The organism is Nocardioides jensenii JCM 1364 = NBRC 14755, from assembly GCF_001552535.1.
Lineage (GTDB): Bacteria > Actinomycetota > Actinomycetes > Propionibacteriales > Nocardioidaceae > Nocardioides > Nocardioides jensenii.
Map to the genome: position 1 here is coordinate 1 of NZ_BCRJ01000095.1, position 24449 is coordinate 24449.

The window sequence follows — 24449 nt, forward strand, 5'->3', positions numbered from 1 at the left end:
TGACTACGACAACGCCACCACCGACCCGAACGCGGCCGACACCGACGGCGACGGGCTCAAGGACGGCGCCGAGGCAACCCAGCGCACCAACCCGCATGACACCGACACCGACAACGACCGACTCACCGACGGCCGCGAGGTCAACACCACGCGCACCAAGCCGCTGGTGCGCGACACCGACGGTGACACCCTGACCGACGGCCAAGAGGTCCTGGGCATGAACATCACCCAGGTCGTGCGCCTCGGGCGCAACAAGGCCCGCCGCATCGGCGTGGTCAGGACCGACCCCCGTCGACGCGACACCGATGCCGACGGCATCCACGACGGGCTCGAGGTCCGTGGCTACACGATCAAGCAGAAGGTGATCGTGTCCAAGAAGGGCGCGATCAAGACCTACACGATCGGCAAGGTCCGCAGCGACCCGCGCAAGAAGGACACCGACGCTGACGGCGTACGGGACAACGACGAGCGCACCGGCGCCAGGAACAAGCGCTTCAAGAAGGCGAAGTCCAGCCCGGTGAACTACGACACCGACCGCGGCGGCAACACCGACGGTCGCGAGATCAAGGCCCGCAGCAACCCGAGCAACGTGCGTTCCTCGCCGGGTCGTCCGCTGGGCCGCTGATGTCCTGAGGTGAGGGTCGAAGGGGCGCCGGGTGATTCCCGGCGCCCCTTCGTGCGCGCCCTCAGGGTTCCGGTGGGCGAGGACGACTCCCGCCGCGCCAATCGTCGCGACTGGGATCGGTACGCCGACGAGTACCAGGCCACGCACGGTTCCTTCCTGGGAGATGCCGGGTTCGTGTGGGGGCCCGAGGGCCAGTCCGAGGCGGACCTGCAACTGCTCGGCGACGTCCATGACCGCGACGTCCTCGAGCTCGGATCGGGAGCCGGTCAGTGCTCCCGATGGGTCAACGACCACGGCGGTCGCGCCATCGGGCTCGATCTGTCCATGCGTCAGCTCCAGCACGCCCGGCGCATCGACGCCGAGACCGGCATCGCCGTACCATCCGTGTGCGGCACCGCCACCCAGCTGCCGTTCGCGCCGGACTCCTTCGACATCGTCTTCTGCTCCTTCGGCGCCCTGCAGTTCGTCGCGGACGCCGCCGCAGCAGTCCGCGAGACCGCACGCGTGCTGCGGCCGGGCGGCCGGTTCGCGTTCTCGGTCACCCATCCCACCCGGTGGATGTTCCAGGACGATCCTGGCGAGGAGGGCCTGGTCGCCAACCAGTCCTACTGGGACCGCACACCGTACGTCGAGGTGGACGACGCGACCGGCATGGTCAACTACGTCGAGCACCACCGCACCATTGGCGACTGGGTCTCGTTGCTGGCCGCGGAAGGCATGGCGCTGATCCGCTTCGAGGAACCGGAATGGCCCGCCGAGCATGACCGCACGTGGGGCGGGTGGTCACGCACACGCGGCCTGCTCACGCCCGGTACGGCGATCTTCGTGGCCGAGCTGTCGCGCCCTACTTGAGGTCGACGAGTCCGCCTTCGGTCGCGCCGAGGATGAGCACTCGGACACTGTGCGCGACAAAGCCGGCTCGTTGAGCCGCCGGCATCTTGAGCGCGGCGAGGAGCACTCCGTCCAGGGCGGCGACGATCGTCTCGGCCAGGGAGTGTGCGTCCGACAGGCCCCGACGTGCGAGGACGGTGGCCGCCACGCCGATCAGATTCTCGTGGACCCCGGTGAGCTCGCCGGCAAGTTCGGCATCCCGGCTCGCCGCGACGCTCAGTTCCAGGTGCGCCACCTGGCGTGCGGGCTGGCTCAACCATCCCTGCAGCATCACGGTCACCGCCTCAGCCGCCTCAACGCCGTCCCACGAGTCGAGCATGGAGTCGGCCAGTTGCTCGACCTCTGCGGTCACCTGCGCCGCGACGTAGCGCACGAGTGCGGTCTGCAGTGCTGCTCGCGAGCGGTAGTAGGCCGAACAGCTGCCCTGGGGCAGCCCGGCCTCGCGGTCCACCGCTCGGTGCGTCAGACCGCGGAGTCCCTCTCGGGCGAGCACCGACGTCGCGGCATCCAGGATCTCTGTCCGCCTCGGGCTCAGTTCTGTCAAAGGAGCCTCCTGGCACATCCGACTCATTCAGGGATCAGTTGCGTGGGTATGAGCGAGGACACTACCGCGCGACTTGACTCATGCCTCACAGCGCGTAATCTACAGGTGTAGAAGATTTCTACATTCGTAGAAGGGATTGATCATGACTTTCGAACTCCTCCCCAACCTCACCGCCCTGATCGCCGTCTACGCCGTCGTCCTGACTGCCGCTGCGATCGGCCTCGTCACTGTTGTCACGTCCTTCGTCGTCGCCAACCGCAGCGAGCGTCTGGCCCGTGGCGAGTCCATGAAGAGCTACTACGGCGGGCTTCACTTCGCTCACTGAGCCAAGACCGGGACGAGTGAAGCTCCATCCGCCTCGCTCATTCCTCCCCCAAGCGCGTCAACGCCGAACGGCGGACACCCACCGCAGGTGGACGACCGCCGTTCGGGTTCTGTGAGCATCAGCCCTTGCGCGTGCCGACCCCTCGCCGGGACAGAATGAGGAGGGCAGCGCCGATGAGCATCAGCAGTGGCCCAAGGATGTAGCCGATCAAAGGCACCGTCTTGGTCAGCAAGTTGAGGCTGCTGATGTTGTCATCTGCGTCGGAGGCATTGGACTTCACCTGGTCGTCAGTGAACGCGACCTCGAGGTCCAGCAGGACGTCACCGTTCTCCAGCGTACGAACCTCGTGCTGCTCCTGCTTGATGATGGCCCCGGTGCGCGGCTCGATCCACATGGACTTGTCCATGCTGTAGATGCCCTCGACATCGGTGACCACCTCTGCCGGCTCGTCCACGATGTCGACGTCGAACTTGTAGGTCTCGACACCGTCGACCTTCTCGGAGCCGCTGTACTTCGCCTCGACGGCTCTTCCGAGCATGCCGTCCCAGTACTGGTAGCTCTTCTTCTCGGTGTCGAACGGGAACTTGTTGACGACACCGTCGTGTTTCTCCGCGTCGTCGGGCAGGTACTTGGAGTCGTTGACCGCTTCGCCGGTCTTGCGATCCGTCGCAAAGACGTCCGTGGAGATGTTGACGACGTTGGGGTCGGCGTCCTCGCCAGTTCCCTCGACACCACAGTCGGGGGTGTCGGGCTTGTCGAGCACGAGGCAGGTCGTGCTGACGAAGACGATGACGTCGTCATCGGACTTCTTGGAGTCCGCCTTGGTGTAGCTGGTCGCCCGCACCTGGATCGGCTCGACGTTTCCCGTCGCCGGATTCAGCTTCTCTCCCTGACCGGCGAGGTGCGTCGTGCTGTCCGTGTCCAGCGGGGTCCTCTTCACCTGCCCGGGCGCCCAGATTGTGGCGACAATGGCCGCCACCAACAGAAATGCACCCAAGCCCAACAAAACCAAGTGGATGGTTTTTCGCACCGTTTTTCCCTCCCCAGGATCACAACAGTCGCCGAACAGTATCAGGTGTGACTCGCCAGTAGCGTTCTTTCGATCACGTCATGCAGGGGGGCGCTCAGGTGCCCGAATTCTCGGCGTCCTGCCCGGGTGATCCGTGTGACATAGTGCGCGGGTGCGAAGCAGATTTCCTGATCGAGTCGTCATGGTCGGGCTGGCGTTGATCGGCCTCCAGCTGCTCTTCCGGGGGTGGTTCGCATTCAACAACTGGTTCCAGTTCGACGACCTGGTCTTCCTGACCCGCGTCAACGACGCCCCTCTCACCACGAACCTGTTGCTCGAGGGGTACGGCGGACACTTCATGCCGGCAGGTTTCCTGCTCACCTGGGTGTTCGGCCACGACGGATCCCTCGACTACACGCCGTACGCCGTGACGCTGGTCGCCATGCAGGCACTCGCGAGTGTGGGCTTCCTGGTTCTGCTGCGCTCGCTTTTCGGCTCCCGGTGGGCCGTGCTGGTTCCGCTCACGCTCTACCTGTTCCTCGGCCTGTCGTTCCCGGCGTACATCTGGTGGGCGGCGGGAGTGAACCAGATCGCCCTGCAGATCGCCCTCGGCTGGGGACTGTGGGCACACCTCAACTACCTGAGGACCCGCAGACTGCGGTGGGCAATCGCCACCGCGCTGATGCTGATCGCGTGCCTCGCCTTCTACGAGAAGGTGCTGCTGGTCTACGGCGCGATCGCGATCATCACCCTTGCCTACTTTGCGACCGGCTCTTCGGTGCAACGCGTCGTGCACGTCTGGCGCACCTATCGCAGCGCCACCGTGATCCACGTCCTCAGTGGCGTCGTCTATCTGGCCGCCTACGTCCACTTCGCCTACAACTTCGGTGGCTCGGACTCCAAGCTCCCCCACCTCGAACTGGTGTGGAACCTCCTCGGCAAGGCGCTCCTACCCGGCGTGATCGGCGGCCCGGTGGACTGGAGGGTGCTGACCGGCGCATTCCAGCTGGCCGATCCTCCGGGTCTCTTCGTGGTCGCCGGCTGGTGTGCGGTCATCGCCCTCGTCCTGCACGTCTCCACCGTCACCGACAGGTCCCTCCGGGCCTGGCTGCTGGTGGCCTGGTTCCTGGTCTGTGGTGTCGTGCTACTCGGATCGGCCCGGGCATCCGTCGTCGGGCCGACGGCCGGCCTTGAGTTCCGCTACCTCACCGAGTTCGCCATGGTCGTGCCTCTGGCCCTGGCTCTGGCCCTGCTCCCTGTAGTCGGGGCGGCTGAGTCGGCCGAGCCCCGTCACGCAACCACGAGCCCGTTCCTCTCCCGGGCGCCGGCCGTGGTCGGTGCCGTTGTCGTGGTCAGCACGCTCGGGCTGGTCTCGAGCTGGCAGTACGGGTCGCACTGGGTCGAGGCCGACGCGCCACGGGACTACTTCACCAACGCGGAGAAGACGCTGGGCACGGTTGAGGAGCCCACTCCTCTGGTCAATGTCTCGGTGCCCGACTACATCATGTGGGGCTACGAGTATCCCCTGAACACCACCAAGTACGTGCTCCACAGCTATCGCCAGCGCATGTCGTTCCCGCTTGCCACCCAAGACCAGCTCTTCGTGCTCAACGACAGGGGCACGGTCCGTCCGGTTGCCATCAGCCCGATGCACATGTCCGAGCCGTCGCCCACGAAGTGCGGCTTCGTCGGGGTGCCCGGGCGGAGTGCCCAGATCCAACTGAGCTCGATGGTGGACACCAAGGACCTCTGGACCCGGATGTCCTACTCGGCCGAGGAAGCCACCCCCGTGACCGTGACCGCGGGTGACTCGTCGTACGACGTCAATCTCGAGCAGGGTCTTCACAACATGTACTTCCACGTGCAGGGCGCGTTCTCCTCGATCACCGTCGACGTACCGGCCACCGCCCGATCGCGGGTGTGCCTGTATGACGCCGAGGTCGGTCTGCCAGTCGCCACCGAACCGACGGGCGAGCAATGAACGCCCCGAGCCAGCCCTCCGCCAGGCACTACTACCCCGGACTCAACGCGCTGCGGGGTGTCGGAGCGCTCATGGTGCTGAGCACCCACTCCGCCTTCAACACCGGCCGGATCATCGACGGCTGGACCGGTGCGATGCTGGCCCGCTTCGATTTCGGTGTGGCCATCTTCTTCGTGCTCTCGGGCTTTCTCCTGGGCCGTCCGTTTCTCATGAGAGCGGCCTCCGGTCGGGTCGCCCCCTCCACCGGCCACTACCTGTGGAAGCGCGCCCTGCGCATTCTTCCCCTCTACTGGTTCACCGTTCTCGTCGTGGCGACGTCCGAGCCACTCAACGAAGGCCTCTTCTCGACCAGTGACTGGCTGCGCAACATCACACTCACCCAGCTCTACCGGCCCGGGCTGCTCCCGTTCGGACTCACCCAGATGTGGAGCCTCGTCACCGAAGTCGCCTTCTACCTCGTGCTTCCGCTGCTCTGCTGGCTGCTGCTGTGGCGGCGCTCGTTCTCCGAGACCCGCATCCTGCTGACCTTGGGAGTTCTCTCTGTCGCCGGACTCGTCTGGATGGCCTGGGCTGCGACCGTCCCGGGGGCCGAGGGTCACTTCGCCCAGTGGCTGCCCGGCTACTTCGGCTGGTTCGCTGTCGGCATGGGGCTGGCCACGGTCAGCGTCGCCGACTCGATGAAGGCGCGCAGCCACATCCTTCACCGTCTGGCCGAGGACCCCGGTGGCTGCTGGGTCGCCGCGGTGCTGGTCTTCGCCGTCGCCTGCACCCCGATCGCTGGTCCACGAACCCTCGACACGTCAGACCCGTGGGAAGCGGTCATCAAGAGCACGCTGTATGCGGTGGCCGCCGGGCTTCTCGTCCTGCCCCTGGTGTTCGGGGACGAGCACAAGGGCTGGGTACGCCGGGTGTGCAACCACCGCATTCCCTACTTCCTGGGCGAGATCTCCTTCGGCGTCTTCTGCCTGCACATGGTGATCCTGAACGCCGTGTTCCGCGGCCTCGATCTCGACCCGTTCGAGGGCCGCTTCACCGACGTCTTCATGCTCACTCTGCTGCTCACCCTGGTCGCCGCCACAGCGGCCTACTATCTGGTCGAACGACCGATGCTGCGTTTCAAGGACTCTGGTCCGTTCGCAAAGGCACCGAAGACCGCCACCACGAAGGCGCCCAACACCAGCAGCTGACCCACCCACGAGCTGGTCAGCGTCTCGGCGCGAGACCGGTCCCACGCCGTCCACAGACCGGCGCCGACGACGAGGACGGCTGCGAGGATCCCTGGACCTGACGTCGACGCCTCGGTCGTCGGGAACCGCCGCCGCGCGACGGCTCCGGTCAGGAGCCCGACCACTGCGATGGCGAAACCTGCCCATCCGGCAAGAAGGCCCGCCGCGGGCACGAGGACGAACCAGATGGTCGGTCGCGAAGCCTCCCGGCTCGTTGCCGGTCGCTCACCCCGACGGGCAGGGACCAGGGCCAGTCCGAGCAGCAGCACCAGCCCGAGCGCCCCTGCCACCAGTCCGCCGACGAACCACGACTGAGGAGCAAACGTCAGCTGCACCTCACCGGACGCACCCTCGGGCACCACCCAGCCCTGCTTCCACCCGGACACGCGCTGCGGCTCGAGCAGCTGGCCGCCGATCCTGGCCTCCCAGCCTGAGCTGAAGTTCTCGGCCACCACGAGGATCCGCCGGCCGTCTCCAGGACCGAGCTGCAGAGTGCGTTCGTGATCGGACCATGCGGTCACCGGCACCGCTTCGTCGGCCCCGGCACTGCTGCTCGAGTCGCCCTCCGGCACGGTGAGATCGACGTGGTCGATGCGGACCGCCGCAGTCGGCTCGGTCAGCAGTGAGTTCTCACCAGCATCGAGGCTCACGGTGGGCGAGCATGCGACGACATCCATCCTCCCGTTCAGCAGATCGGTCAGGGTGGAGGTCACCGAGGTGTCGACGTGGGCGCCGTTGACCTGGAGGCCAGGGCCCTCGCCGCAGGGCAGGCGCAGTGTTCGGTCGGCCGTCTGGAGCAGGTTCGGCCCTGCCGGGGAGGCTTTCACCACCAGTTCGCTGACGCCGACCGGCATCCTGGCGGCGGGATCGACCACGCCCGAGTAGACCGGTGCCGTCTCGAGAACCTCGATGGTCAGCCGCCGGGTCGTCACCGCCGGGAACCGCCCGTTGCCGTCAGCGTCGAGGTCGACCTCGCGAGTGCGGCCACCGGCGGTGACCGCCACCTTGGTCGGACGGGCGCCGGGTGCTGACGCGTCGGTGACCAGTCCGATCCGGGAGATGCGTTGCGGCCTGGGCCACACGATCTTGAGAGCGGGGTCCTCGTCATCCGTGTCCGCGACCCAGGTGCTCCGGTCGTCGTCGTCAAGAGTGGCGAGCACGGATCCGCGGAGGTCGGTACTGCCCGACGAGCTGGCGCCGACTTCGAAGGGCAGAGACGCCGACACCTCCTCGACGGCGGCCGGACCGCTGCGCAGAGACCCTCGCAGGGCGATCTCCTGCGTGCTGCTCGTCGGCAGGTCGAACCGCCGGGCGATGACGTCTCCGTCCTCACCTCGGGTGGCCCAGACGTCCTGGCAGACGAGGCTCTCCGAGGTTGCGGAGCAGGCCGAGGTGCCACGGTCACGATTGAGGGAGATGCCACTCAGGTCGGCGTCCGCCGGTGGCTCCGGCAGTGCGAGATAGCGCTGGGCCACGACCCCGGGCACCTCCACCTCGGCCAGCTCGAAGCTGCGGTAGTCAGCGCCCTTGGCGACCTCCAACACGCTGATCCTCAGCGAGTCGGACTGACCCAGCGTGGTCGTCACGTGCTGCGGCTCCCCCGCGTCCTCGAGGTCGACGTCGACGTACGCCGTACCGTTGGACAGACGCACCCGCGACACGAACGTGTCCTCCGGAACCGTCAGGACGACATCGTCGAGGTCGGTGCCCGAGTCGAAGTCAACCTGCCACCACTGACCCACGCTGGAGCGGCCGGGCGCCGTGCGCCAGGCACTCTCGGGGTCGCCGTCGAGGGCGGCACCGGGATCGCTGCCCCGGTCGATGGGCGGCGCGGAGTCGGCCCAGGCCTGCGAGGAGCTCGCGGTCACCTGGCGTACGCCGTCCCAGACCGTGGTGCCCATCCAACGTTCCTCGTCGGGCCGCATGCGGTGGAAGTGCTCGCGTCCTGAGAGCCGCCAGGCGTCGTCCGAGGACATCGTCGACGACTCGTTCCGGCGCACCGAGGCAAACGCCTTCTCCCGCTTGCGGAGGGTGTCGGTCAGCACGAAGTCGCGATCATGGTCGCTCGAGTCGTCACCGGCGAGGACGAAGTTGCCCGGCACCAGAGTCGTGTCGAAGCCCGCGCCGGCTGCACCGGCGACTTCCGGCACCGCAGTGTCGTCGACCACCGAGACCGCACCGACCGCGTCGCCGACCTCGTAGACCTCGACCGCTGCATACGTGTCCGACAACCCACCGTTGGGCAGCACCCGGCCGCCCTCGACGTCCGCCGACGGCTTCCAACCCAAGGACGGGCCGAAGCTGGCCACCGGCCTCAGACCGGGGGAACGTTCCAGTGCCTGGTGCAGGATGACCGGGTCGGGTGCGCCGGAGAGTCCACGGTTGAGGTCGTTGCGGACCACGAGGCGGCTGACCCCGTTGCTGCTCAGGATCGCGGCGAGTCGCGGGCTCGGGGCGCCGGACTCGACCTCGGCCGTGACGGCGTCGAGGAACGCCACGTTGCCCGGCTCGGCCAGTGGCACGACGTTGCGCACCCCCCAGGCCGCCGTCATCAGTGGCTGCAGCACGTCATCGCGTGGCGAACCCCAGTCATAGGTGCCAAAGGCCGCGGCCGGCACCACGAGCGTGCGGCCGTGCTGACCCCCCACATCATCGGTGTTGAGGTAGTCGGCCGCCTTGACCCAGTAGTCCGGCACGGCCTCGGTTGCGCCTGCGGGTGCAACCGAGGGGATGAACCACGGGCTGGCGGTGCCCACGAGGGCGAGCACGGCCACACCGGGCCACAACCGGACGGACCAGGTGGCACGCTTCCATGACGGCATCATCACCGCCAGCACATGCGCCAGGCCGAGCACCAGCGGCAGCCTGAGCACCGCATCGAACTTGTGCAGGTTGCGCAACGGTGCCAGTGCGCCGTCAAGAAGCTCCTGCCGCGATCCGGCCAACCAGCCGGCACCGTCGCCGGTGTAGCCGAAGGAGAGCAGCGCGACGCCGACGAGCAAGGAGACCAGGAGGAACTGGCGGTGCGGTGTGTCCTTGCGCGCGAGGCCGGCGAGACCCAGACCTGCGAGCAACGCGGCGTCGACGATCAGGAACGGGGTCATGCCCAGGCCGTGGCCGGCCCCGTAGGTGCCGGAGTCTATGTAGGGCACCCAGACCGACGAGCCGCCGACGACGTCGGGCAGGTCCGTGGGCAGGGTGGTGACGGTGGCGTTCTCGATGTAGTCGAGGAAGGGGAAGCTGTAGCTGCCCATGAGGAACAGCGGCACCAGCCACCACAGAGTGGCGAGCAGGGTGCAGCCGACCCACCAGGCGAAGAACACCCAGCGACGGCGTCCACCCTCACGGGTGAAGATCCAGCAGGCGCCGAGAGGCAGGACGGCGGCAACCGCGACGGCGTTCACGCCTCCGCAGGCGGCCGTCAACAGGCCCGCGGCCGCGGCCCAGCGCCGCTCCGAGCCAGAATGAGTACCGCGCATCACGGCCCACAGCACCCAGGGCACCAAGGCAGTGGGCCAGGCCTCCACCGACGAGGCCCCGATGATGGTGGTGATGTGCACGCTCAGTGCATAGGCGAAGGCGGCGACGACCCGGGTCCAGGGCTTCCCGACCCCCAGCGTCTCGGCGACCTTGAGCAACCCGAAGAACGCCAGGACGAGGAGCAGGGACCACCACAGGCGTTGCGTCACCCACGGTTCGAGCCCCAGCTGTTCGCCGATCCAGAAGAACGGGCCCATCGGGAAGAAGTACCCGTAGGCCTGGTTCTGGATCTGTCCGAAGGCTGCCCCTCCGTCCCACATGCTCGTGGCCCGCGTGAGGAATCGGCCGGGGCTGACCACCAGGTCGAACTTCGTGTCGGCGACCAGGAGCCCGGGTCGCTGGATGAACGCGAACAACACCAGGACCAGTGCATAGATGCTTCGGCGCAGCGGGGTGGTGGCGGAGGCGTGGTCCCCCTCGTTCATCGCTTCCTCAGGATGATGACGAGGTTCCAGGTGCTCAGCTCCCGGATCAGGGGGACGTGGACGGTCCAGCGCGCCCAGCCCGGGTGGTACCGCGGTTCGAAGGCGATCACGTCGGCTGACTGCTGACGTCGTGACCAGCGTCGTCCCTGGCGCACCGTCACCTTGAACAGCGACTCTCCGAACTTGTTCTTGGGTTCGTGCCCGTGGACCTTGGCGTAGCGTCGCCGGGCCCGGCGTCCGCCGAGGAAGTGCCAGGGCGAGGTCTCGTGGCCTCCCCAAGGGCCGTACCAGAGAGTGTAGGAGATGAACACGACCCCACCAGGCTTGGTGATCCGCACCATCTCCTCGGCCATGCGCCACGGATCGTCGACGTGCTCCAGCACGTTGGAGGAGTAGCAGACGTCGACGGCATCGTCGCGGAACGGGAGCTGCATGCCGCTGCCCAGAACGGTGCCGGGCGCGATCTCTCCCAAACCACTGAGCTCGCCGGCATCGGCATCCACGGAGAAGTACGTCGCACCGGCGCTACGGAACGCGTCGCGGAAATAGCCGGGACCTCCCCCGACGTCGAGCAGCGTGCGTCCCTCCAAGTCGGTGTGGTGGGAGACATGGCCCACCGAGTCCTCGGCGAGGGAGGTGTAGAAGCGACGCGGATCGTCCTGCTCGTGCTGGAAGTCGCCGAAGAGTCGGACCGAACGCCGAAGTGTCGGCCTCCATGGCTGATGATGTTGCGTCGACGGGCTCGGCACGCGCCGACACTACCCGAACCGAACATGTAACCCACCAGTAGCACTCGGGGTAACCTCCCCCAATGCACAGCGAGCACCCGGCGTCCCTCGAGGGCTGTCACATCGCGTTCTTCAGCTGGCGGGACACCAAGAATCCCGAGGGCGGCGGAGCCGAGCGCTACCTCGAGAAGATCGCCTCCGGTCTGGCTCAGCGCGGGTGTCGCGTGACCATCCTGTGTGCCGCCCACCCGGGGGCTCCGGAGGACGAGACCGTCGACGGCGTCCGCTTCGTGCGACGTGGCACCAAGATGTCGGTCTACGCCCAGGGCGTCCGTGCCTTGTTCCGCCACGAGCTCGGCGACGTCGATCTCGTCGTCGACGTCCAGAACGGAATGCCGTTCTTCACCCGCACCGTCACCCGCAAGCCGGTCGTCGTCCTCGTGCATCACGTGCACCGAGAGCAGTGGCCGGTGGTCTATCCCGGCGCGACCGGACGCGTCGGATGGTGGATCGAGAGCCGGGTTGCGCCGAGGCTCTACCGCCGGAGCCAATACGTCGCGGTCTCGCGGGCCACCCGCACCGAGCTCACCGGTCTCGGGGTGAGTCAGCGACGCATCGCCGTGGTGCACAACGGCACCGACAAGCACGAGCCGACCCACACACCGCGCACACCGCACCCGTCGATCTGCGTCGTCGGCCGCCTGGTCCCCCACAAGCAGGTCGAGCACGCGATCGACGCGGTCGGCGTGCTCCGGGGAGAGTTCCCCACCCTGCAGCTGGTCGTCGTGGGCGGAGGCTGGTGGGAGGCCGAGCTGCGTGACCATGCACGGAAGCGGGGGTTGACCGACGCGGTCGTCTTCGAGGGGCACGTCAGCGAGGAGCGCAAGTACGAGGTCTACTCCCAGTCGTGGCTGCTCGCACTGCCCTCACTGAAGGAGGGCTGGGGCCTGGTGGTCGGCGAGGCCGGGATGATGGGCACCCCTGCTGTCGCCTACAGGTCCGCGGGCGGCACCCGCGAGTCGATCATCGACGGTCGCTCGGGAGTCCTGGTCGACGACCGGGAGGAGTTCACGCGCGTTCTCGGCGAGCTGCTCCGTGATGATGTACGCCGCAAGCAGCTGGGCGACGGCGCCACCGAGGTGAGCCACATGTTCACCTGGGAACACGCGCAGCAATCGTTCGCAGCGGTGTTGCGCACCGTGCTCGACGGCGGTTACGTCGCGGCGCTCGACCCGGAGTGAGCCGCCCGACCCCGGAAACCCCCCGAAAGGGCGATGACCTCGGGCAACCGCCCAAGGTCATCGCCTGAAGACTCGCCGTGACTACTTGTTGGATCCGTAGTCGATGACCGGATTGTTGGAGTCGGCAGGCGACGGACCGGACGAAGTCTGCGTGCTGACCAGCCCGAAGATGGTCCCTCCAGCAAGCACCGCGCCCGCGAACAGGCTGACAATAGGCGTGACAATAGTTCCCATAATGCAGAAACCCTCCCTAGGTTTGGGCACACCCTAGCAGCGGGTTGGGAGATCTCACGAAACTCCGGACCCGCGCCGTCGAGCCAGATTTCGCACGACCGAACCGGCGGCGCCGGCCAGCAGGGCGAGGTAGAGAAGCCACCCGACGGTCACCGCTGCGCGGGTGCCCGGACTGGTCGCCGCAGGGGCTGGGTCGGTCAGTGCGATCACCGTGACCCGGCCGGCTTCCGTGCGTCGCCCGGCGACCTCGGGCGCCAGCTCGGCCGGCAGTCCCGGCAGCACCTCGTCCTTGTCGAGGACGACGAATCCGATCCCCAGATCTGCCAGTGCCTCCGCTCGGGCCTGCGGCGTACGACGGGCCAGCGCCACACCGACCCGCACGGCACGCGGGTCCTCCCCCGCGACCGTACGGCCGTCGACGGCGAGATCGCCGCTGACCACGAAGTCGGGATCGAGGTATCTGCCCAGGGGATCGAGCACCTTGCGACGCTCGTTCCACTCAGGAGCTCGGTAGCTCGTGAACGGGAGCACGACCACGTCGCCGTCCCCTCCCCGGGCGCGAACATCCTCGACCACGTCCGCCGCTGCGGCGTACGAGTCGGGGTAGTCCACGGCGTGCAGGGCGCCGCTGCCGCCCCACGCGGCGTCGGGGAGCACCGCCACCGGGAACAGCACCAGCGCGACGGTCGCCGCGACGCCCGGCGCTTCGGCTGCACCCACCCGCGCTCGCAGCTCGCCCACTCCGTGGGACGCCGTCGCCACCAAGAGGGGGGCGCACAGTGCCAGCATGCGACTCCCGTCGCGCAGGAGACCGGCACCCGGGACGTGTTCATAGAGGCTGCCCATGGCCCCGGGGCAGGCCCAGGTGAGCACCGCGATCCCCCAGCCGACCACCCAGCAGATCAGTAGCCCGAGAGTCTCGCGGCGATCCGTGTTGCGCCACCAGTGCCGCACTCCGAAAGCACACAGCACGAGGACACCGAGCAGCGCGATCAGGCCGAGGGCACCGCCGCGAGAGGCCGGCACCACGTCGCTGTTCCAGGACCCGCCCAGCCCCAGAGCCGCCACGGGTGCCGGCAACCACCGCGTGCCGTGCAAGCCGAACACCTCGGCCCCCAACGGATCCGTCGTGGCCGCTTCCACGTGCACCGCTCCGGCAACCAACCACGGCGCGTTGGCCGCCACCACGGTGGCCACGAGCGCCAGGTTGGTCCGCAGCCGTGGTCCCCAACCCAGCAACAGGATGACCAGGGCCGCCATCAGTCCCGCACTGGCGCTCAGACTGGCCACCGGCAGCAGCAGGCACAGCACCGGTGGGAACCGCTGGTGCTTGCGGGCTCGCCGGCTCGCGACGACCAGCCATGGCAACACCGCGTAGCCGAGCAACACCGGCCAGTGCCCGATGAGAAGACGCTCGATGACGAACGGATTCCACTGATAGAGCGAGATCGCGGCCAGTTGCCCGGTCAGCGAGTGAGGCGGTGCCAGCCGCGCGGCGCCGAGACCGGCGCCCATCAGGGCACCGACCAGCACCACCTTCTGCAGCAGCATCCCCGGGACGACCTCGTCGAGCGCAGCGACGACGGCGTCCGAGGGCACCGCACGGGGCAGGGCCGAGCCGAGCCCAAGAAAGTCAGGTCGCATCGCCAGGTCCGGCACCCAGACCATGTCGTAGGAGAGCACGTAGCCGGGGCCCAATGCCTGCCAGAGCATGACTGCCGTCAGCAGGGCCGACCAGGCAACCGGGAGTGCGCGCCTCATCTCAGACCGGCAGCCTGCGGAAGACCTTGCGCGGCACGTGACGCAACCCGGACATCACGATCCGCATGGCCCCCGGCACCCAGGTCAACTCACGCCTGTCGGCGACGGCCTCGACGACGGCTTCGGCCACCTGCTCGGGGCTGACCGACAGCGGTGCCGGTGCGCGTCCTTCGGTCATCTTGGTGTGCACGAAACCGGGGCGTATGACGGCCACGTGTCCGCCGTGGTCGCGCAGCGCCTCACCGAGACCCAGGTAGAAGCCGTCCATGCCGGCCTTGCCGGAGCCGTAGACGAAGTTGGAGCGTCGTACCCGCTCGCCGGCCACCGACGACAGGGCGACGATCGCGCCATGGCCCTGTCGGCGTACGACCTCGCCGAGGAGGACTCCGACACTCACCGGTGCGAGGTAGTTGATCCGTGCATGCCGGACCGCTTCGGCATGGTCCTGCCAGGCCGACTCCTCGTCACCGAGGACGCCGAAGGCGACCACGCTGACATCGAGGTCGCGCCCCTTGGCCACGTCGGCGATCAGACCCGGGTGGCTCTCGACGTCGTCGGCGTCGAAGTCGACCGTCTCGACCTCCAGCCCGGCGTCGCGAACCCGCTGGGCCGCCGCCTCCCGGCGTGGACCTGGACGGGCTGCGAGGATCACCAGTGGTCGGGCACCGATCGCGACGTACCGGTCAACCACGGCGAGCGCGATGTCACTCGTTCCGCCGAGGAGGAAGAGGGACTGGGGCTGGCCGAGCGCGTTGATCATGTGGGTCTCCAAGGGTCAGAGGTCGAGGCGGCGTGCGAGGTCGGACCGGAACACGCGGTCAGGATCGAGGCGGCGCAGGCCGGCCCGGAACTCGTCGAGTCGCGGATACATCGCGGAGAGGGTCTCTGCGTCGAGTCGGGAGTCCTTGGCCAGGTAGAGCCTGCCCGCGGCAGCCACCACGATCCGGTCCAACTCGGCCAGCAGTGTGCGGAGGCCGGGGTGCGTGGGAAGGTCGACGGCCAGGGTCCACCCCGACATCGGGAAGGACAGTGGCGCTCGGTTGCCCGGCCCGAACCGCTTCAGCACCGCGAGGAACGAGGGGTGGCCGGCATCCGCGAGCCGCCGCACGATCTCGACCATGGCCTGTTCCCCAGCATCCGGCACGACGAACTGGTACTGCACGAACCCTCTCCGCCCGTAGAGCCGGTTCCAGCCCGCGACACCGTCGAGTGGGTGAAAGAAGGCGGGGATGTCAGTGATCTCACCGACCCGGTGCGCCGGGGCCTTGCGGAACCACATCTCGTTGAACACCTTGGTCGTGGGCCGCGAGATCAGCCAGCCCGGTGCGTACGGCGGGGCGGTCAGCCGCGGTTCGGCCGGCAGCGCTCCCCCACGACGGCGGTGTCGGACCTGTTGTGCGCTCGCGTGCTCACCACGCGTGAGCACCGACCGGCCGAGGGCACGACCGCTGGCCAGCGTGTCGATCCACGCGACGGAGTAGGTGTGGTCGTCGTCCGACTCGCGCATCCGCCGCATGAGGGTGTGCAGGTCGGGGACCCGCTCAGTGTCCACCGACATCAGCGAGGTCTCCACCGGCGTCAGTCTCAGCACGGCCGAGGTGATGATGCCGGTCAATCCCATCCCACCCGCTGTCAGCCAGAAGTCGTCCGTGTCCTGCCCGAGTGTCCGCGTCGTTCCGTCGGGACCGATCAGGTCGAGCGACTCGACATGCTGGGCGAAGCTGCCGCTGAGATGGTGGTTCTTGCCATGGATGTCACAGGCGATCGCACCTCCGACGGAGACGTAGCGCGTGCCGGGGGTCACCGGGACGAAGTAGCCCATCGGCATCACCTGCCGCATCAGGTCATGCAGTGAGGTTCCGGCTGACACGGTGGCCACGTGGCGCGTTCTGTCGACCGTGATGCTGGGGGGCCCCGGAGCGAGAACGAGGCCCCCGCTGTTCTGGGCGGCATCGCCGTAGGAACGTCCGAGCCCACGGGCGAGTACGCCGCGAGGATGCGAGCCGCGCACCAGCCTGCCGAGATCCTCTGCCGGGCTGGGTGTCTGGGCCCAGGACGGAGCGGTGCGGCCCCAACCGCTCAGCTCAGGCACGGAGCACCCCCAGGCACACCACGACCAGCCAGCTCAGCCCGACGACCTGCAGAACCCGGTCACCCCACACGATGTCCTCCGGCTCGGCTGCCTTGGCGGCGTCGATGTCGACGGCGTAGCGAAGCACTCCGACGATGAACGGCGCTATCGAGATGGTGTGCCAGGGCACTCCACCCGGGACGTTCTCGGCAAACGCCCACAGGCTGTAGGACAGCACCGTCGCGCTGGCCGCAAGCGACCACACGAAGCGCAGGTAGCTCTCGGTGTAGCGGATCAGCGAGCGGCGGGTGCCGGCGTCGGACCCGAGCGACCTGATCTCGGAGAACCGTTTGCCCGCGACGATGAACAACGACCCGAACCCTGAGACCAGGAGGAACCACTGGGAGATGGGCAGCCCGACGGCCACGCCGCCGGCCAGAGCACGGAGCAGGAACCCGGAGGCCACGATCACCAGGTCGATCACCGGTTCGTGCTTGAGCCACAGGGCGTACGCCAACTGAATCACCAGGTAGGCCGCCAACAGGACCGCGAAGTCCCGGGACGTGAGCCAGGCGACGACCAGGCTCACGGTGGCCAGAGCTCCGGCGCACACCGAGGCCGAGACTCGGGTCAGCTCTCCTGATGCGACCGGACGCAGCCGCTTGCGGGGGTGCAACCGGTCGGAGTCGCGGTCCAGGCAGTCGTTGATGAGGTAGACCGCGCCGGAGGCCAGACAGAAACACAGGAATGCCAGGAGCGTCGGGCCGATGACCGAACGCTCGAGCAGGGTGCCTGCGGCGAGGGGGGCGGCCAGCACCAGCAGGTTCTTCACCCACTGACGAGGACGCATCCCTCGCACCAGCGCCGCCGTCGTCGTCACCCGGGAGAGTGTAGGGCCACCCGGGCGCCCGACCATGCCGCGCGGCGCTGCGGTGCCTGACAGTTGTGCGAGACCCTCTAAGGTGCAACACGTGTCGAAGAGCAAGCGGAGCATGCCCAAGTGGCTGCTGGGTGGCGGGTCCATCGCAGTCGCCATGGGCGTCATGAATGTAGCCACCTATGGCTTCACCATGATCGCCGCGCGCCTGCTGGGACCGCAGGCCTACGGCGCCCTTGCCAGCCTGATGGCGACCCTGTTGGTGATCAGCGTGCTCCAGTTGGGCTTGCAGGCCACTGCCGCCCGCCGGATCTCTGCCGAACCCGACCATGTCGGCCAGATCGAGCACACCATCATGCGGGTCACCTACCGGGCTGCCTTGGCCGTCGGCGTACTGCTCGTCGTGCTGACTCCGCTGGTCAACTACGTCCTCAAGCTGGACAACCTCGTCGTCGCCGCACTGGTGAGTGTTGCGGCGATTCCCATGACGGTGATGGGTGGTCAGGCCGGCATCCTGCAGGGTGAACGACGTTGGATGCCGCTGGCCCTGGTCTACATCGCCAACGGCGTACCTCGGCTCCTCATCGGCGTCGCGCTCATCGCGTGGGAACCCAGTGAGCTGAACGCCATGCTCGGCGTCGTCATCGGACAGTTCGCGCCCGTCGTCGTCGGATGGCTGGCACTGCGCCAGGTGCGACGCCCGGGACAGCGCAGCGACCACCACGCCGCACGACCGATGGTTCGTGAGGCGATCCACAACTCCCAGGCCCTGTTCGCGTTCTTCGCGCTCTCCAACGTCGACATCGTGGTCGCGCGCAACGTGCTCGACTCGCATGATGCCGGGCTCTACGCGGGCGGGCTGATCCTCACCAAGGCAGTCCTGTTCCTGCCCCAGTTCGTGGTGGTTCTCGCGTTCCCGGCGATGGCCTCGGCGAGCGAACGACGCCGAGCTCTCACCCGCAGCCTGTCACTGGTCGCCGGACTCGGGGCGGTGGCCATCCTCGGCGCGCTGGTCCTCTCGAGCCTGGCCATGATCTTCGTCGGTGGCGACGACTACTCCGAGATCCAGTCGAAGCTGTGGCTCTTCGCCATCCTCGGCACCGCACTCTCGATGCTCCAGCTGCTGGTCTACTCGGTGCTGGCCCGCCAGGGGCAACGCTCCATCTACCTGGTCTGGGCGGCCCTGGTCGTGCTCGTCGGTCTGGGGATGACGGTCAGCAGCCTCGAGGGCCTGCTCGCGGTCGTGGTCGCCACGGACGCCGTACTGCTTGCGGTGCTGTTCGCCCTCAGCCTCTACCTGGTGCGAACCCCCGCCGCGGAGCCGTCACCAGTCTGACCGGGTCAGGGCTGATCCGACGCGCGTGCGTCGGATCAGCCCGAGATCAGTGTGCGGCCTCGTGCCAACTGCGGCCGGTGCCCACCGAGACGTCCAGGGGAACGGTCAGCTCCGCGGCCGAGCCCATCTCGCGGCGTACCAGCTCCTCGAGGGCGTCCTTCTCCCCCGTGGCCACCTCGAAGACGAGTTCGTCGTGCACCTGCAGCAGCATGCGCGAGGCGAGACCAGCATCGGCGATCGCCGTGTCGACGTTGAGCATGGCGACCTTGATGATGTCGGCGGCGGAGCCCTGGATCGGCGCGTTGAGTGCCATGCGTTCGGCCATCTCGCGACGCTGACGGTTGTCGCTGGTCAGATCGGGCAGGTAGCGGCGGCGCCCCATGATCGTCTCGGTGAAGCCGCTGCGGCGGGCTTCGTCGACGATGCCGTTGAGGTAGTCGCGGATGCCGCCGAAGGTCTCGAAGTAGTCCTCCATCAGCACCCGCGCGTCGGCCGGCTCGATGCGCAGCTGCTGGGACAGGCCGAACGCCGAGAGCCCGTAGGCCAGCCCGTAGTTCATCGCCTTGATCTTGGCGCGCTGCTCGACACCCACCTCGTCGGCCGGCACGTCGAAGACCTTCGCGGCGGTGATCGAGTGGAAGTCACGACCCGACCGGAACGCCTCGATGAGCTGCTCGTCCTCGGACAGGTGCGCCATGATGCGCATCTCGATCTGGCTGTAGTCGGCGGTCAGGAGGCATTCGAAGTCGCCGCCGGTGCCGACGACGAACGCCTCCCGGATCCGGCGGCCGGCCTCGGTGCGGATCGGGATGTTCTGCAGGTTCGGGTCGGTGCTCGAGAGCCGACCGGTGGCCGCGATGATCTGGTTGTACGTCGTGTGGATGCGACCGTCTCCGGCCACGGTCTTGAGCAGGCCCTCCACGGTCTGACGCAACCGGATCACGTCGCGGTGCCGCAGCAGGTGCTGCAGGAACGGGTGCTCGGTCTTCTCGAACAACGACTGGAGCGCATCGGCGTCGGTGGTGTAGCCGGTCTTGGTGCGCTTGGTCTTGGGCATGTCGAGCTCGTCGAAGAGCACCACCTGCAGCTGCTTGGGCGAGCCGAGGTTGATCTCCTTGCCGATCACCTCGTAGGCGTCGTCGGCGGCGGCCCTGACCTGGTCGCCGAAGTCGGACTCGAGCCCCTCGAGATAGTCGGTGTCGACGGCGATGCCGGTCTGCTCCATCGCGACCAACGTGTCGACCAGGGGCAGCTCGACGTCGGCCAGCAGGGCCGTGCCGCCGTGCTCCTCGACAGCGTCGTCGAGCGCGTCGGCCAGGTCGAGCACCGCACGCGCGGTCAGCATCGCCACGTCGCTGGCCCCGCCGTCGTCGATCGCGTCGAAGCTCAACTGGTCGGCGTCGCCGGTGTCCTGCTTCAGCTCGCGCTTGAGGTAGCGCAGGGTCAGGTCGGCGAGGTCGTAGGAGCGCTGGTCGGGCTGCACCAGGTAGGCGGCCAACGCGGTGTCGACGGCGAGACCGCGCAGGGGCCATCCGCGCGCGGCGAGGGCGAGCCGCGGGCCCTTCGCGTCGTGCAGCACCTTGGCCCGCTCGGGGTCGGCCAGCCACCCGCTGATCGCGGCGTCGTCCTCGGGCGAGATCTCGGTGGCGTCGATCCACGCGGCCGCCCCGGCGCCGGTCGCCAGGGCGATCGAGACGACGTCGCCGGTGCCGGCCCGCCAGGAGCCCTGCACCGCGACACCGACTCGGTCACTGCCGGATGCGTGCTCCTCGAGCCACGCTGCGACAGATCCGGGGACGAGTCGCTCACCGGCCAGCTCGAACCCGCTCTCGTCGACCTCGGGCTCGGTCTCGGGGTCGATGACCTCGATCAGGCGGGTGCGCAGCTCGCCACGGAACTCGAGCTCGTCGAGCAGCTCGAGGCCGGACGTGCGGTCCCACGGCTGCCGAGCCATCTCGCCGGGGCGCACGGACAGGGTCAGGTCGCGCACCAGGGCGTTGAGGTGACGGTTGCGGATCACGTCGCCCATGTGCTCGCGCAGTGCCTCGCCCTTCTTGCCAGTGATCTCGTCGGCCCGGGCGATCACGTTGTCGAGGCCGTCGTACTGGTTGATCCAGCGGGCCGCGAACCCCGGGCCGACCCCCGGGACGCCGGGCAGGTTGTCGGAGGTCTCGCCGACGATGGCCGCGAGCTCGGGGTAGCGGTGCGGCGGGAGGCCGTACTTCTCCTCCACCGCGGCGGGCGTGAGCCTGGCGAGGTCACTGACCCCACGCATCGGGTAGAGCACCGTCGAGTCGTCGGTGACCAACTGGATGGAGTCACGGTCGCCGGTGAGGATCAGAACTTCCATACCGTCGGCGAGCGCTTGTGTGGTCAGCGTCGCGATGATGTCGTCGGCCTCGAAGCCGTCGAGCTCGAGGTGCGGGATGCGCAGGTGGTCGAGCATCTGCTGGATCAGCGGCAGCTGGCTGCGGAACTCGTCGGGCGTCTTGTTGCGCTTCGCCTTGTATTCGCTGTATTCGGCGAGCCGGAAGGTCTGGCGGGACTTGTCGAACGCCACGGCGACGTGAGTGGGCTGCTCGTCCCGCAGCACGTTGACCAGCATCGAGGTGAAGCCGTAGACGGCGTTGGTGTGCTGCCCGCTGGCGGTGGAGAAGTTCTCCACCGGGAGCGCGAAGAACGCTCGGTAGGCCAACGAGTGGCCGTCCAGCAGAAGCAGGCGCGGGCGGGCAGGGCTCTCGGTCTCGGGCACGCGTCGACTCTATCCACTGGCACCGACGGACGCCGACCCCCATGGCCGCCTGCGTCCACGTGGAGCGTGGTCGGCACAATGGGGCCATGACCGACGGCACCGCACCCGAGTCCCTGGCCGATCTCAGCATCGAGGAGTTTGTCGCCGCGATGCCTCAGGGCATGGGCAAGCTCAACGAGACCATGGGCATCGAGATCACCGAGATCTCCCGGGACCACATCGTGGCGACGATGCCGGTCGCGGGCAACACCCAGCCCTACGGCCTGCTGCACGGCGGCGCGTCCGTCGTACTCGCCGAGACACTCGGCTCGATCGGGTCGGCCATCCACGCCTACCCCGACAAGATCGCGGTCGGCGTGGACATCAACGCCACCCACCACCGCTCCGCGACCTCCGGCATCGTCACCGGTGTCGCGACGCCGATTCACCGAGGTCGCACCATGGCGGCGTTCGAGATCGTGATCTCGAACGAGGAGGGCAAGCGGGTCTGCACCTCGCGCATCACCTGCGCGCTGATTCCCGCCGATCGGGCCTGATCTACCGGCCGAGCCCCGCCAGACGGGCCTCGGCATCGGGGGATCGAGGCTCAGACGACTTCGCGCTGGCGGCGCAACGAGCGACGCTGGGCCAGAACCTGACCGAGCGGCTGGCGGTGAACCACCGACGAGGCCGGACGACGACCCGTCAGCTTCGCGCGTACGACGTGCGTGGGCGCGACCCTCAGCACGGCCTGGGGCGCCAGTGCCATCCGCGCCAGGAACCGGTGCGCGTCGCGTGAGCTGCTCAGCGAGGCGCCGGCGACGTGCCCGATGCCACGCTCCTCGGCGTGCTGCACCGCGGCCTCCATCAGCGCCCGGCCGATGCCACGGCGCCGGAACCTGGGGTGAACGTGAGGCGAGATCGCCTGGACGACCGGATCAAGGTTGATCGGCGAGAGCACTCCGATGCGGAGGTAGACCGCGCCGGCCAGCTCGCCGTCGTACTCGGCCACGACGATGCGGTCGGTCTCGCTCGCCGCCGCGAGGGCGACGATGCCCGTCATGTCGTCCTCAGGGGTGCCCGTGACGGGTCGTCGCATCAGGTCGGCCCAGAGGCCCACCAGCTCGCGCACGTCTTCCGGCGTGGCGTCACGCAGTGCCACCTGCGATCGACTCATCGGTCCTGCCTCCTTCAACCATCGCCCCGAACAGCAGGAGACTACGCCCCGGGAGGGGACCCTGTCATGGGAGTCCCCCAACACCCGGCTGCTGCGTGCACGTCGCGGCCCACCCGGGCGAGCATTGCGTTGACGTAACGGTTCGCTAACGACGAGGGTGTGGTCCATGCCACACCGGGTCGACGGTCCTACGGTGGCTTCACGCAGGCCGCGCATCCCGGGGTGGGCGCCGGTGGCTATGTGATTCAACCTCTGCAGAAGGGTTCACGACGTGCATCGATCAAACTCCCAATGGGTCAAGGTGATGGCTGCGACAGCGGCACTCGCCCTCACCCTGACCGCCTGTGGCTCGGATGACGGCGGCGATGACAAGAAGGACGACTCGGCCGCCTCGAACGAGAAGTTCACCAACGACCAGTGCGCCAACGACCAGACCAGCGCGAACGCGCTGCGCGTCGGCGGCATCCTTCCGCTCACCGGCAACCTGGCCTACCTCGGCCCGCCGGAGATCGCGGGCGTCGGGCTGGCCGTCTCCGACATCAACGCCGCGGGTGGAGTCAACGGGTCGAAGGCTTGTCACGACATCAAGGACTCCGGTGACTCGACCGACATGTCGGTCTCGTCCAGCACGGCCGATGCGCTGATCAGTGCGAAGCCCTCCGTGGTCATCGGTGCTGCCGCCTCCAGCGTCACGAAGAACGTGGTCGACACGTTCACCGCGGCCAAGGTCGTCGAGATCTCGCCCGCCAACACCGCGGTCGACCTCAGCGGCTACTCCGACTACTACTTCCGCACCGCTCCCCCGGACGGCATCCAGGGCAGCGCACTCGGCACCCTGATCGCCTCGGACGGCTACCAGAAGCTGGCCTTCCTGGTGTTCAACGACACCTACGGCACGGGCCTGCGCAACGCCATCTCGAAGACGTTCACCGAGGCCGGCGGCGAGGTCGTCTACGGCAAGAAGGGCCAGGAGTTCCCGGCTGGTCAGACCACGTTCTCCTCCGAGGTCACGGCCGCGCTGAACACCAAGCCCGACGCCATCGTGATCCTCGCCTTCGACGAGACCAAGGCGATCATCCCCGAGCTGGCCTCGCAGGGTTGGGACATGTCGAAGATCTACATGACCGACGGCAACACGGCCGATTACAGCGAGGACTTCGAGGCCGGCACGCTCGAGGGCGCGCAGGGCACGATCCCCGGCACCGACCCGGAGCCGGAGTTCAAGGCCCGGCTGAACGGCTTCTACGACAGTGCCGAGAACCAGAAGCTGTCGGACTACGCCTACGGCGCCGAGTCCTATGACGCCGTGATGCTGGCCGCGCTGGCCGCGGTCAAGGGCGGCAAGACCGACTCGGTCACCATCCAGAAGAACCTCGCCGCCGTCTCGGGTGCCACCAACGGTGAAGAGTGCACCAGCTACGCCGACTGCGTGAAGCTGCTCGGTGAGGGCAAGGAGATCCGCTACTCCGGTCCCTCCGGCATCGGCCCGCTGAACAAGAAGAACGACCCGTCGTCGGCGTTCGTCGGCATCTACAAGTACAACGGCGACAACAAGAACGAGATCTCCAGCACGGTCGAAGGCACCAGCTGACCGAAGGGTCTCACCAGCACCACCAACGAGGAAGCCCCCCGGACCACCTGGTCCGGGGGGCTTCCTCATGGGTCATCCAACACAGGTGGGTCGAGTGCTCGGGTGGCTGCTCGGGCGACCACCTGAGCCCTCGACT

Annotated in this window: 19 protein-coding genes; 9 read left to right on the forward strand and 10 right to left on the reverse strand. The window is 68.0% G+C overall.

Going from position 1 to position 24449, the window contains the following annotated elements:
- Both NJ4_RS26060 and NJ4_RS19745 read left to right on the forward strand, forming a co-directional pair.
- Nucleotides 1–625: binary toxin-like calcium binding domain-containing protein (locus NJ4_RS26060; RefSeq protein WP_217996925.1), on the forward strand; the 625-nt coding region annotated here is incomplete at its 5' end.
- A gap of 51 nt (nucleotides 626–676) precedes the next feature.
- Entirely contained in the window at nucleotides 677–1477 is an 801-nt protein-coding gene (locus NJ4_RS19745; RefSeq protein ID WP_067439255.1) for a class I SAM-dependent methyltransferase, read from the forward strand.
- Here the strand turns inward: NJ4_RS19745 and NJ4_RS19750 are convergent.
- Nucleotides 1470–2060: a TetR/AcrR family transcriptional regulator gene (locus tag NJ4_RS19750; RefSeq protein WP_169799298.1), complete on the reverse strand. Its 591-nt coding sequence runs from the start codon at nucleotides 2058–2060 to the stop codon at nucleotides 1470–1472. The genes NJ4_RS19745 and NJ4_RS19750 overlap by 8 nt on opposite strands.
- Before the next feature lie 142 nt (nucleotides 2061–2202).
- On the opposite strand from NJ4_RS19750, the gene NJ4_RS19755 reads away from it, so the two are divergent.
- Nucleotides 2203–2385 (forward strand): hypothetical protein, encoded by a 183-nt coding sequence (locus tag NJ4_RS19755; RefSeq protein ID WP_067439261.1) that lies wholly within the window; start codon nucleotides 2203–2205, stop codon nucleotides 2383–2385.
- Between the two features lie 118 nt (nucleotides 2386–2503).
- On the opposite strand, the gene NJ4_RS19760 is transcribed toward NJ4_RS19755, so the two are convergent.
- A complete protein-coding gene (locus NJ4_RS19760) occupies nucleotides 2504–3415 on the reverse strand; it encodes a DUF3068 domain-containing protein (protein WP_281178369.1) in 912 nt (303 codons plus the stop codon).
- A 151-nt stretch (nucleotides 3416–3566) separates the two neighbouring features.
- On the opposite strand from NJ4_RS19760, the gene NJ4_RS19765 reads away from it, so the two are divergent.
- On the forward strand, nucleotides 3567–5375 hold the full coding sequence (locus NJ4_RS19765; RefSeq protein ID WP_157551238.1) for a hypothetical protein: 1809 nt from the start codon (nucleotides 3567–3569) through the stop codon (nucleotides 5373–5375).
- On the forward strand, nucleotides 5372–6562 hold the full coding sequence (locus tag NJ4_RS25290; protein ID WP_082748933.1) for an acyltransferase family protein: 1191 nt from the start codon (nucleotides 5372–5374) through the stop codon (nucleotides 6560–6562). Before NJ4_RS19765 ends, NJ4_RS25290 begins: the two co-directional genes overlap by 4 nt.
- On the opposite strand, the gene NJ4_RS19770 is transcribed toward NJ4_RS25290, so the two are convergent.
- Nucleotides 6463–10566 carry an alpha-(1->3)-arabinofuranosyltransferase domain-containing protein gene (locus NJ4_RS19770; protein WP_067439270.1) on the reverse strand — a complete coding sequence of 1368 codons (4104 nt, stop codon included), beginning with the start codon at nucleotides 10564–10566 and terminating at the stop codon, nucleotides 6463–6465. The genes NJ4_RS25290 and NJ4_RS19770 overlap by 100 nt on opposite strands.
- Entirely contained in the window at nucleotides 10563–11315 is a 753-nt protein-coding gene (locus NJ4_RS19775) for a class I SAM-dependent methyltransferase (RefSeq protein WP_067439273.1), read from the reverse strand. Before NJ4_RS19775 ends, NJ4_RS19770 begins: the two co-directional genes overlap by 4 nt.
- A gap of 62 nt (nucleotides 11316–11377) precedes the next feature.
- Between NJ4_RS19775 and NJ4_RS19780 the strand changes: the two genes are divergently transcribed.
- On the forward strand, nucleotides 11378–12535 hold the full coding sequence (locus tag NJ4_RS19780) for a glycosyltransferase family 4 protein (protein WP_067439276.1): 1158 nt from the start codon (nucleotides 11378–11380) through the stop codon (nucleotides 12533–12535).
- Nucleotides 12536–12823: 288 nt separating this feature from the next.
- Here the strand turns inward: NJ4_RS19780 and NJ4_RS19785 are convergent, their stop codons facing one another.
- From NJ4_RS19785 to NJ4_RS19800, 4 genes are read right to left on the reverse strand one after another with little or no spacing between them, the layout of a single operon-like run.
- Nucleotides 12824–14530, reverse strand: a complete 1707-nt coding sequence (locus NJ4_RS19785) for a hypothetical protein (RefSeq protein ID WP_067439279.1) — start codon at nucleotides 14528–14530, stop codon at nucleotides 12824–12826.
- Between the two features lies 1 nt (nucleotide 14531).
- Nucleotides 14532–15290: a decaprenylphospho-beta-D-erythro-pentofuranosid-2-ulose 2-reductase gene (locus NJ4_RS19790; RefSeq protein WP_067439281.1), complete on the reverse strand. Its 759-nt coding sequence runs from the start codon at nucleotides 15288–15290 to the stop codon at nucleotides 14532–14534.
- Nucleotides 15291–15305: 15 nt separating this feature from the next.
- Nucleotides 15306–16622, reverse strand: a complete 1317-nt coding sequence (locus NJ4_RS19795) for an FAD-binding oxidoreductase (RefSeq protein ID WP_157551240.1) — start codon at nucleotides 16620–16622, stop codon at nucleotides 15306–15308.
- Nucleotides 16615–17481: a decaprenyl-phosphate phosphoribosyltransferase gene (locus NJ4_RS19800; protein ID WP_245644639.1), complete on the reverse strand. Its 867-nt coding sequence runs from the start codon at nucleotides 17479–17481 to the stop codon at nucleotides 16615–16617. The genes NJ4_RS19795 and NJ4_RS19800 overlap by 8 nt, the downstream gene beginning before the upstream one ends.
- A gap of 91 nt (nucleotides 17482–17572) precedes the next feature.
- Between NJ4_RS19800 and NJ4_RS19805 the strand changes: the two genes are divergently transcribed.
- Nucleotides 17573–18814: a lipopolysaccharide biosynthesis protein gene (locus NJ4_RS19805; RefSeq protein WP_245644640.1), complete on the forward strand. Its 1242-nt coding sequence runs from the start codon at nucleotides 17573–17575 to the stop codon at nucleotides 18812–18814.
- A 46-nt stretch (nucleotides 18815–18860) separates the two neighbouring features.
- Here NJ4_RS19805 and polA read toward each other — a convergent pair whose 3' ends face one another.
- A complete protein-coding gene (polA, locus tag NJ4_RS19810) occupies nucleotides 18861–21566 on the reverse strand; it encodes a DNA polymerase I (protein ID WP_067439294.1) in 2706 nt (901 codons plus the stop codon).
- Between the two features lie 86 nt (nucleotides 21567–21652).
- Between polA and NJ4_RS19815 the strand changes: the two genes are divergently transcribed.
- Nucleotides 21653–22102, forward strand: coding sequence for a PaaI family thioesterase (locus tag NJ4_RS19815; protein ID WP_067439297.1), 450 nt, complete (start codon nucleotides 21653–21655; stop codon nucleotides 22100–22102).
- Between the two features lie 50 nt (nucleotides 22103–22152).
- On the opposite strand, the gene NJ4_RS19820 is transcribed toward NJ4_RS19815, so the two are convergent.
- On the reverse strand, nucleotides 22153–22938 hold the full coding sequence (locus NJ4_RS19820; RefSeq protein ID WP_082748935.1) for a GNAT family N-acetyltransferase: 786 nt from the start codon (nucleotides 22936–22938) through the stop codon (nucleotides 22153–22155).
- A gap of 88 nt (nucleotides 22939–23026) precedes the next feature.
- Here NJ4_RS19820 and NJ4_RS19825 point away from each other — a divergent pair, with 88 nt between their 5' ends.
- Nucleotides 23027–24313, forward strand: coding sequence for an ABC transporter substrate-binding protein (locus NJ4_RS19825; protein ID WP_067439303.1), 1287 nt, complete (start codon nucleotides 23027–23029; stop codon nucleotides 24311–24313).
- Nucleotides 24314–24449 lie beyond the last annotated feature (136 nt).

What these genes read in the sequence shown, in the direction of transcription:
- NJ4_RS19755 (WP_067439261.1), top strand. Translation starts at nt 2,203, where the DNA reads ATGACTTTCGAACTCCTCCCCAACCTCACCGCCCTGATCGCCGTCTAC.
- NJ4_RS25290 (WP_082748933.1), top strand. Translation starts at nt 5,372, where the DNA reads ATGAACGCCCCGAGCCAGCCCTCCGCCAGGCACTACTACCCCGGACTC.
- NJ4_RS19770 (WP_067439270.1), bottom strand. Translation starts at nt 10,566, where the DNA reads ATGAACGAGGGGGACCACGCCTCCGCCACCACCCCGCTGCGCCGAAGC.
- NJ4_RS19780 (WP_067439276.1), top strand. Translation starts at nt 11,378, where the DNA reads ATGCACAGCGAGCACCCGGCGTCCCTCGAGGGCTGTCACATCGCGTTC.
- NJ4_RS19785 (WP_067439279.1), bottom strand. Translation starts at nt 14,530, where the DNA reads ATGAGGCGCGCACTCCCGGTTGCCTGGTCGGCCCTGCTGACGGCAGTC.
- NJ4_RS19790 (WP_067439281.1), bottom strand. Translation starts at nt 15,290, where the DNA reads ATGATCAACGCGCTCGGCCAGCCCCAGTCCCTCTTCCTCCTCGGCGGA.
- NJ4_RS19815 (WP_067439297.1), top strand. Translation starts at nt 21,653, where the DNA reads ATGACCGACGGCACCGCACCCGAGTCCCTGGCCGATCTCAGCATCGAG.
- NJ4_RS19820 (WP_082748935.1), bottom strand. Translation starts at nt 22,938, where the DNA reads ATGCGCGGCCTGCGTGAAGCCACCGTAGGACCGTCGACCCGGTGTGGC.
- NJ4_RS19825 (WP_067439303.1), top strand. Translation starts at nt 23,027, where the DNA reads ATGGCTGCGACAGCGGCACTCGCCCTCACCCTGACCGCCTGTGGCTCG.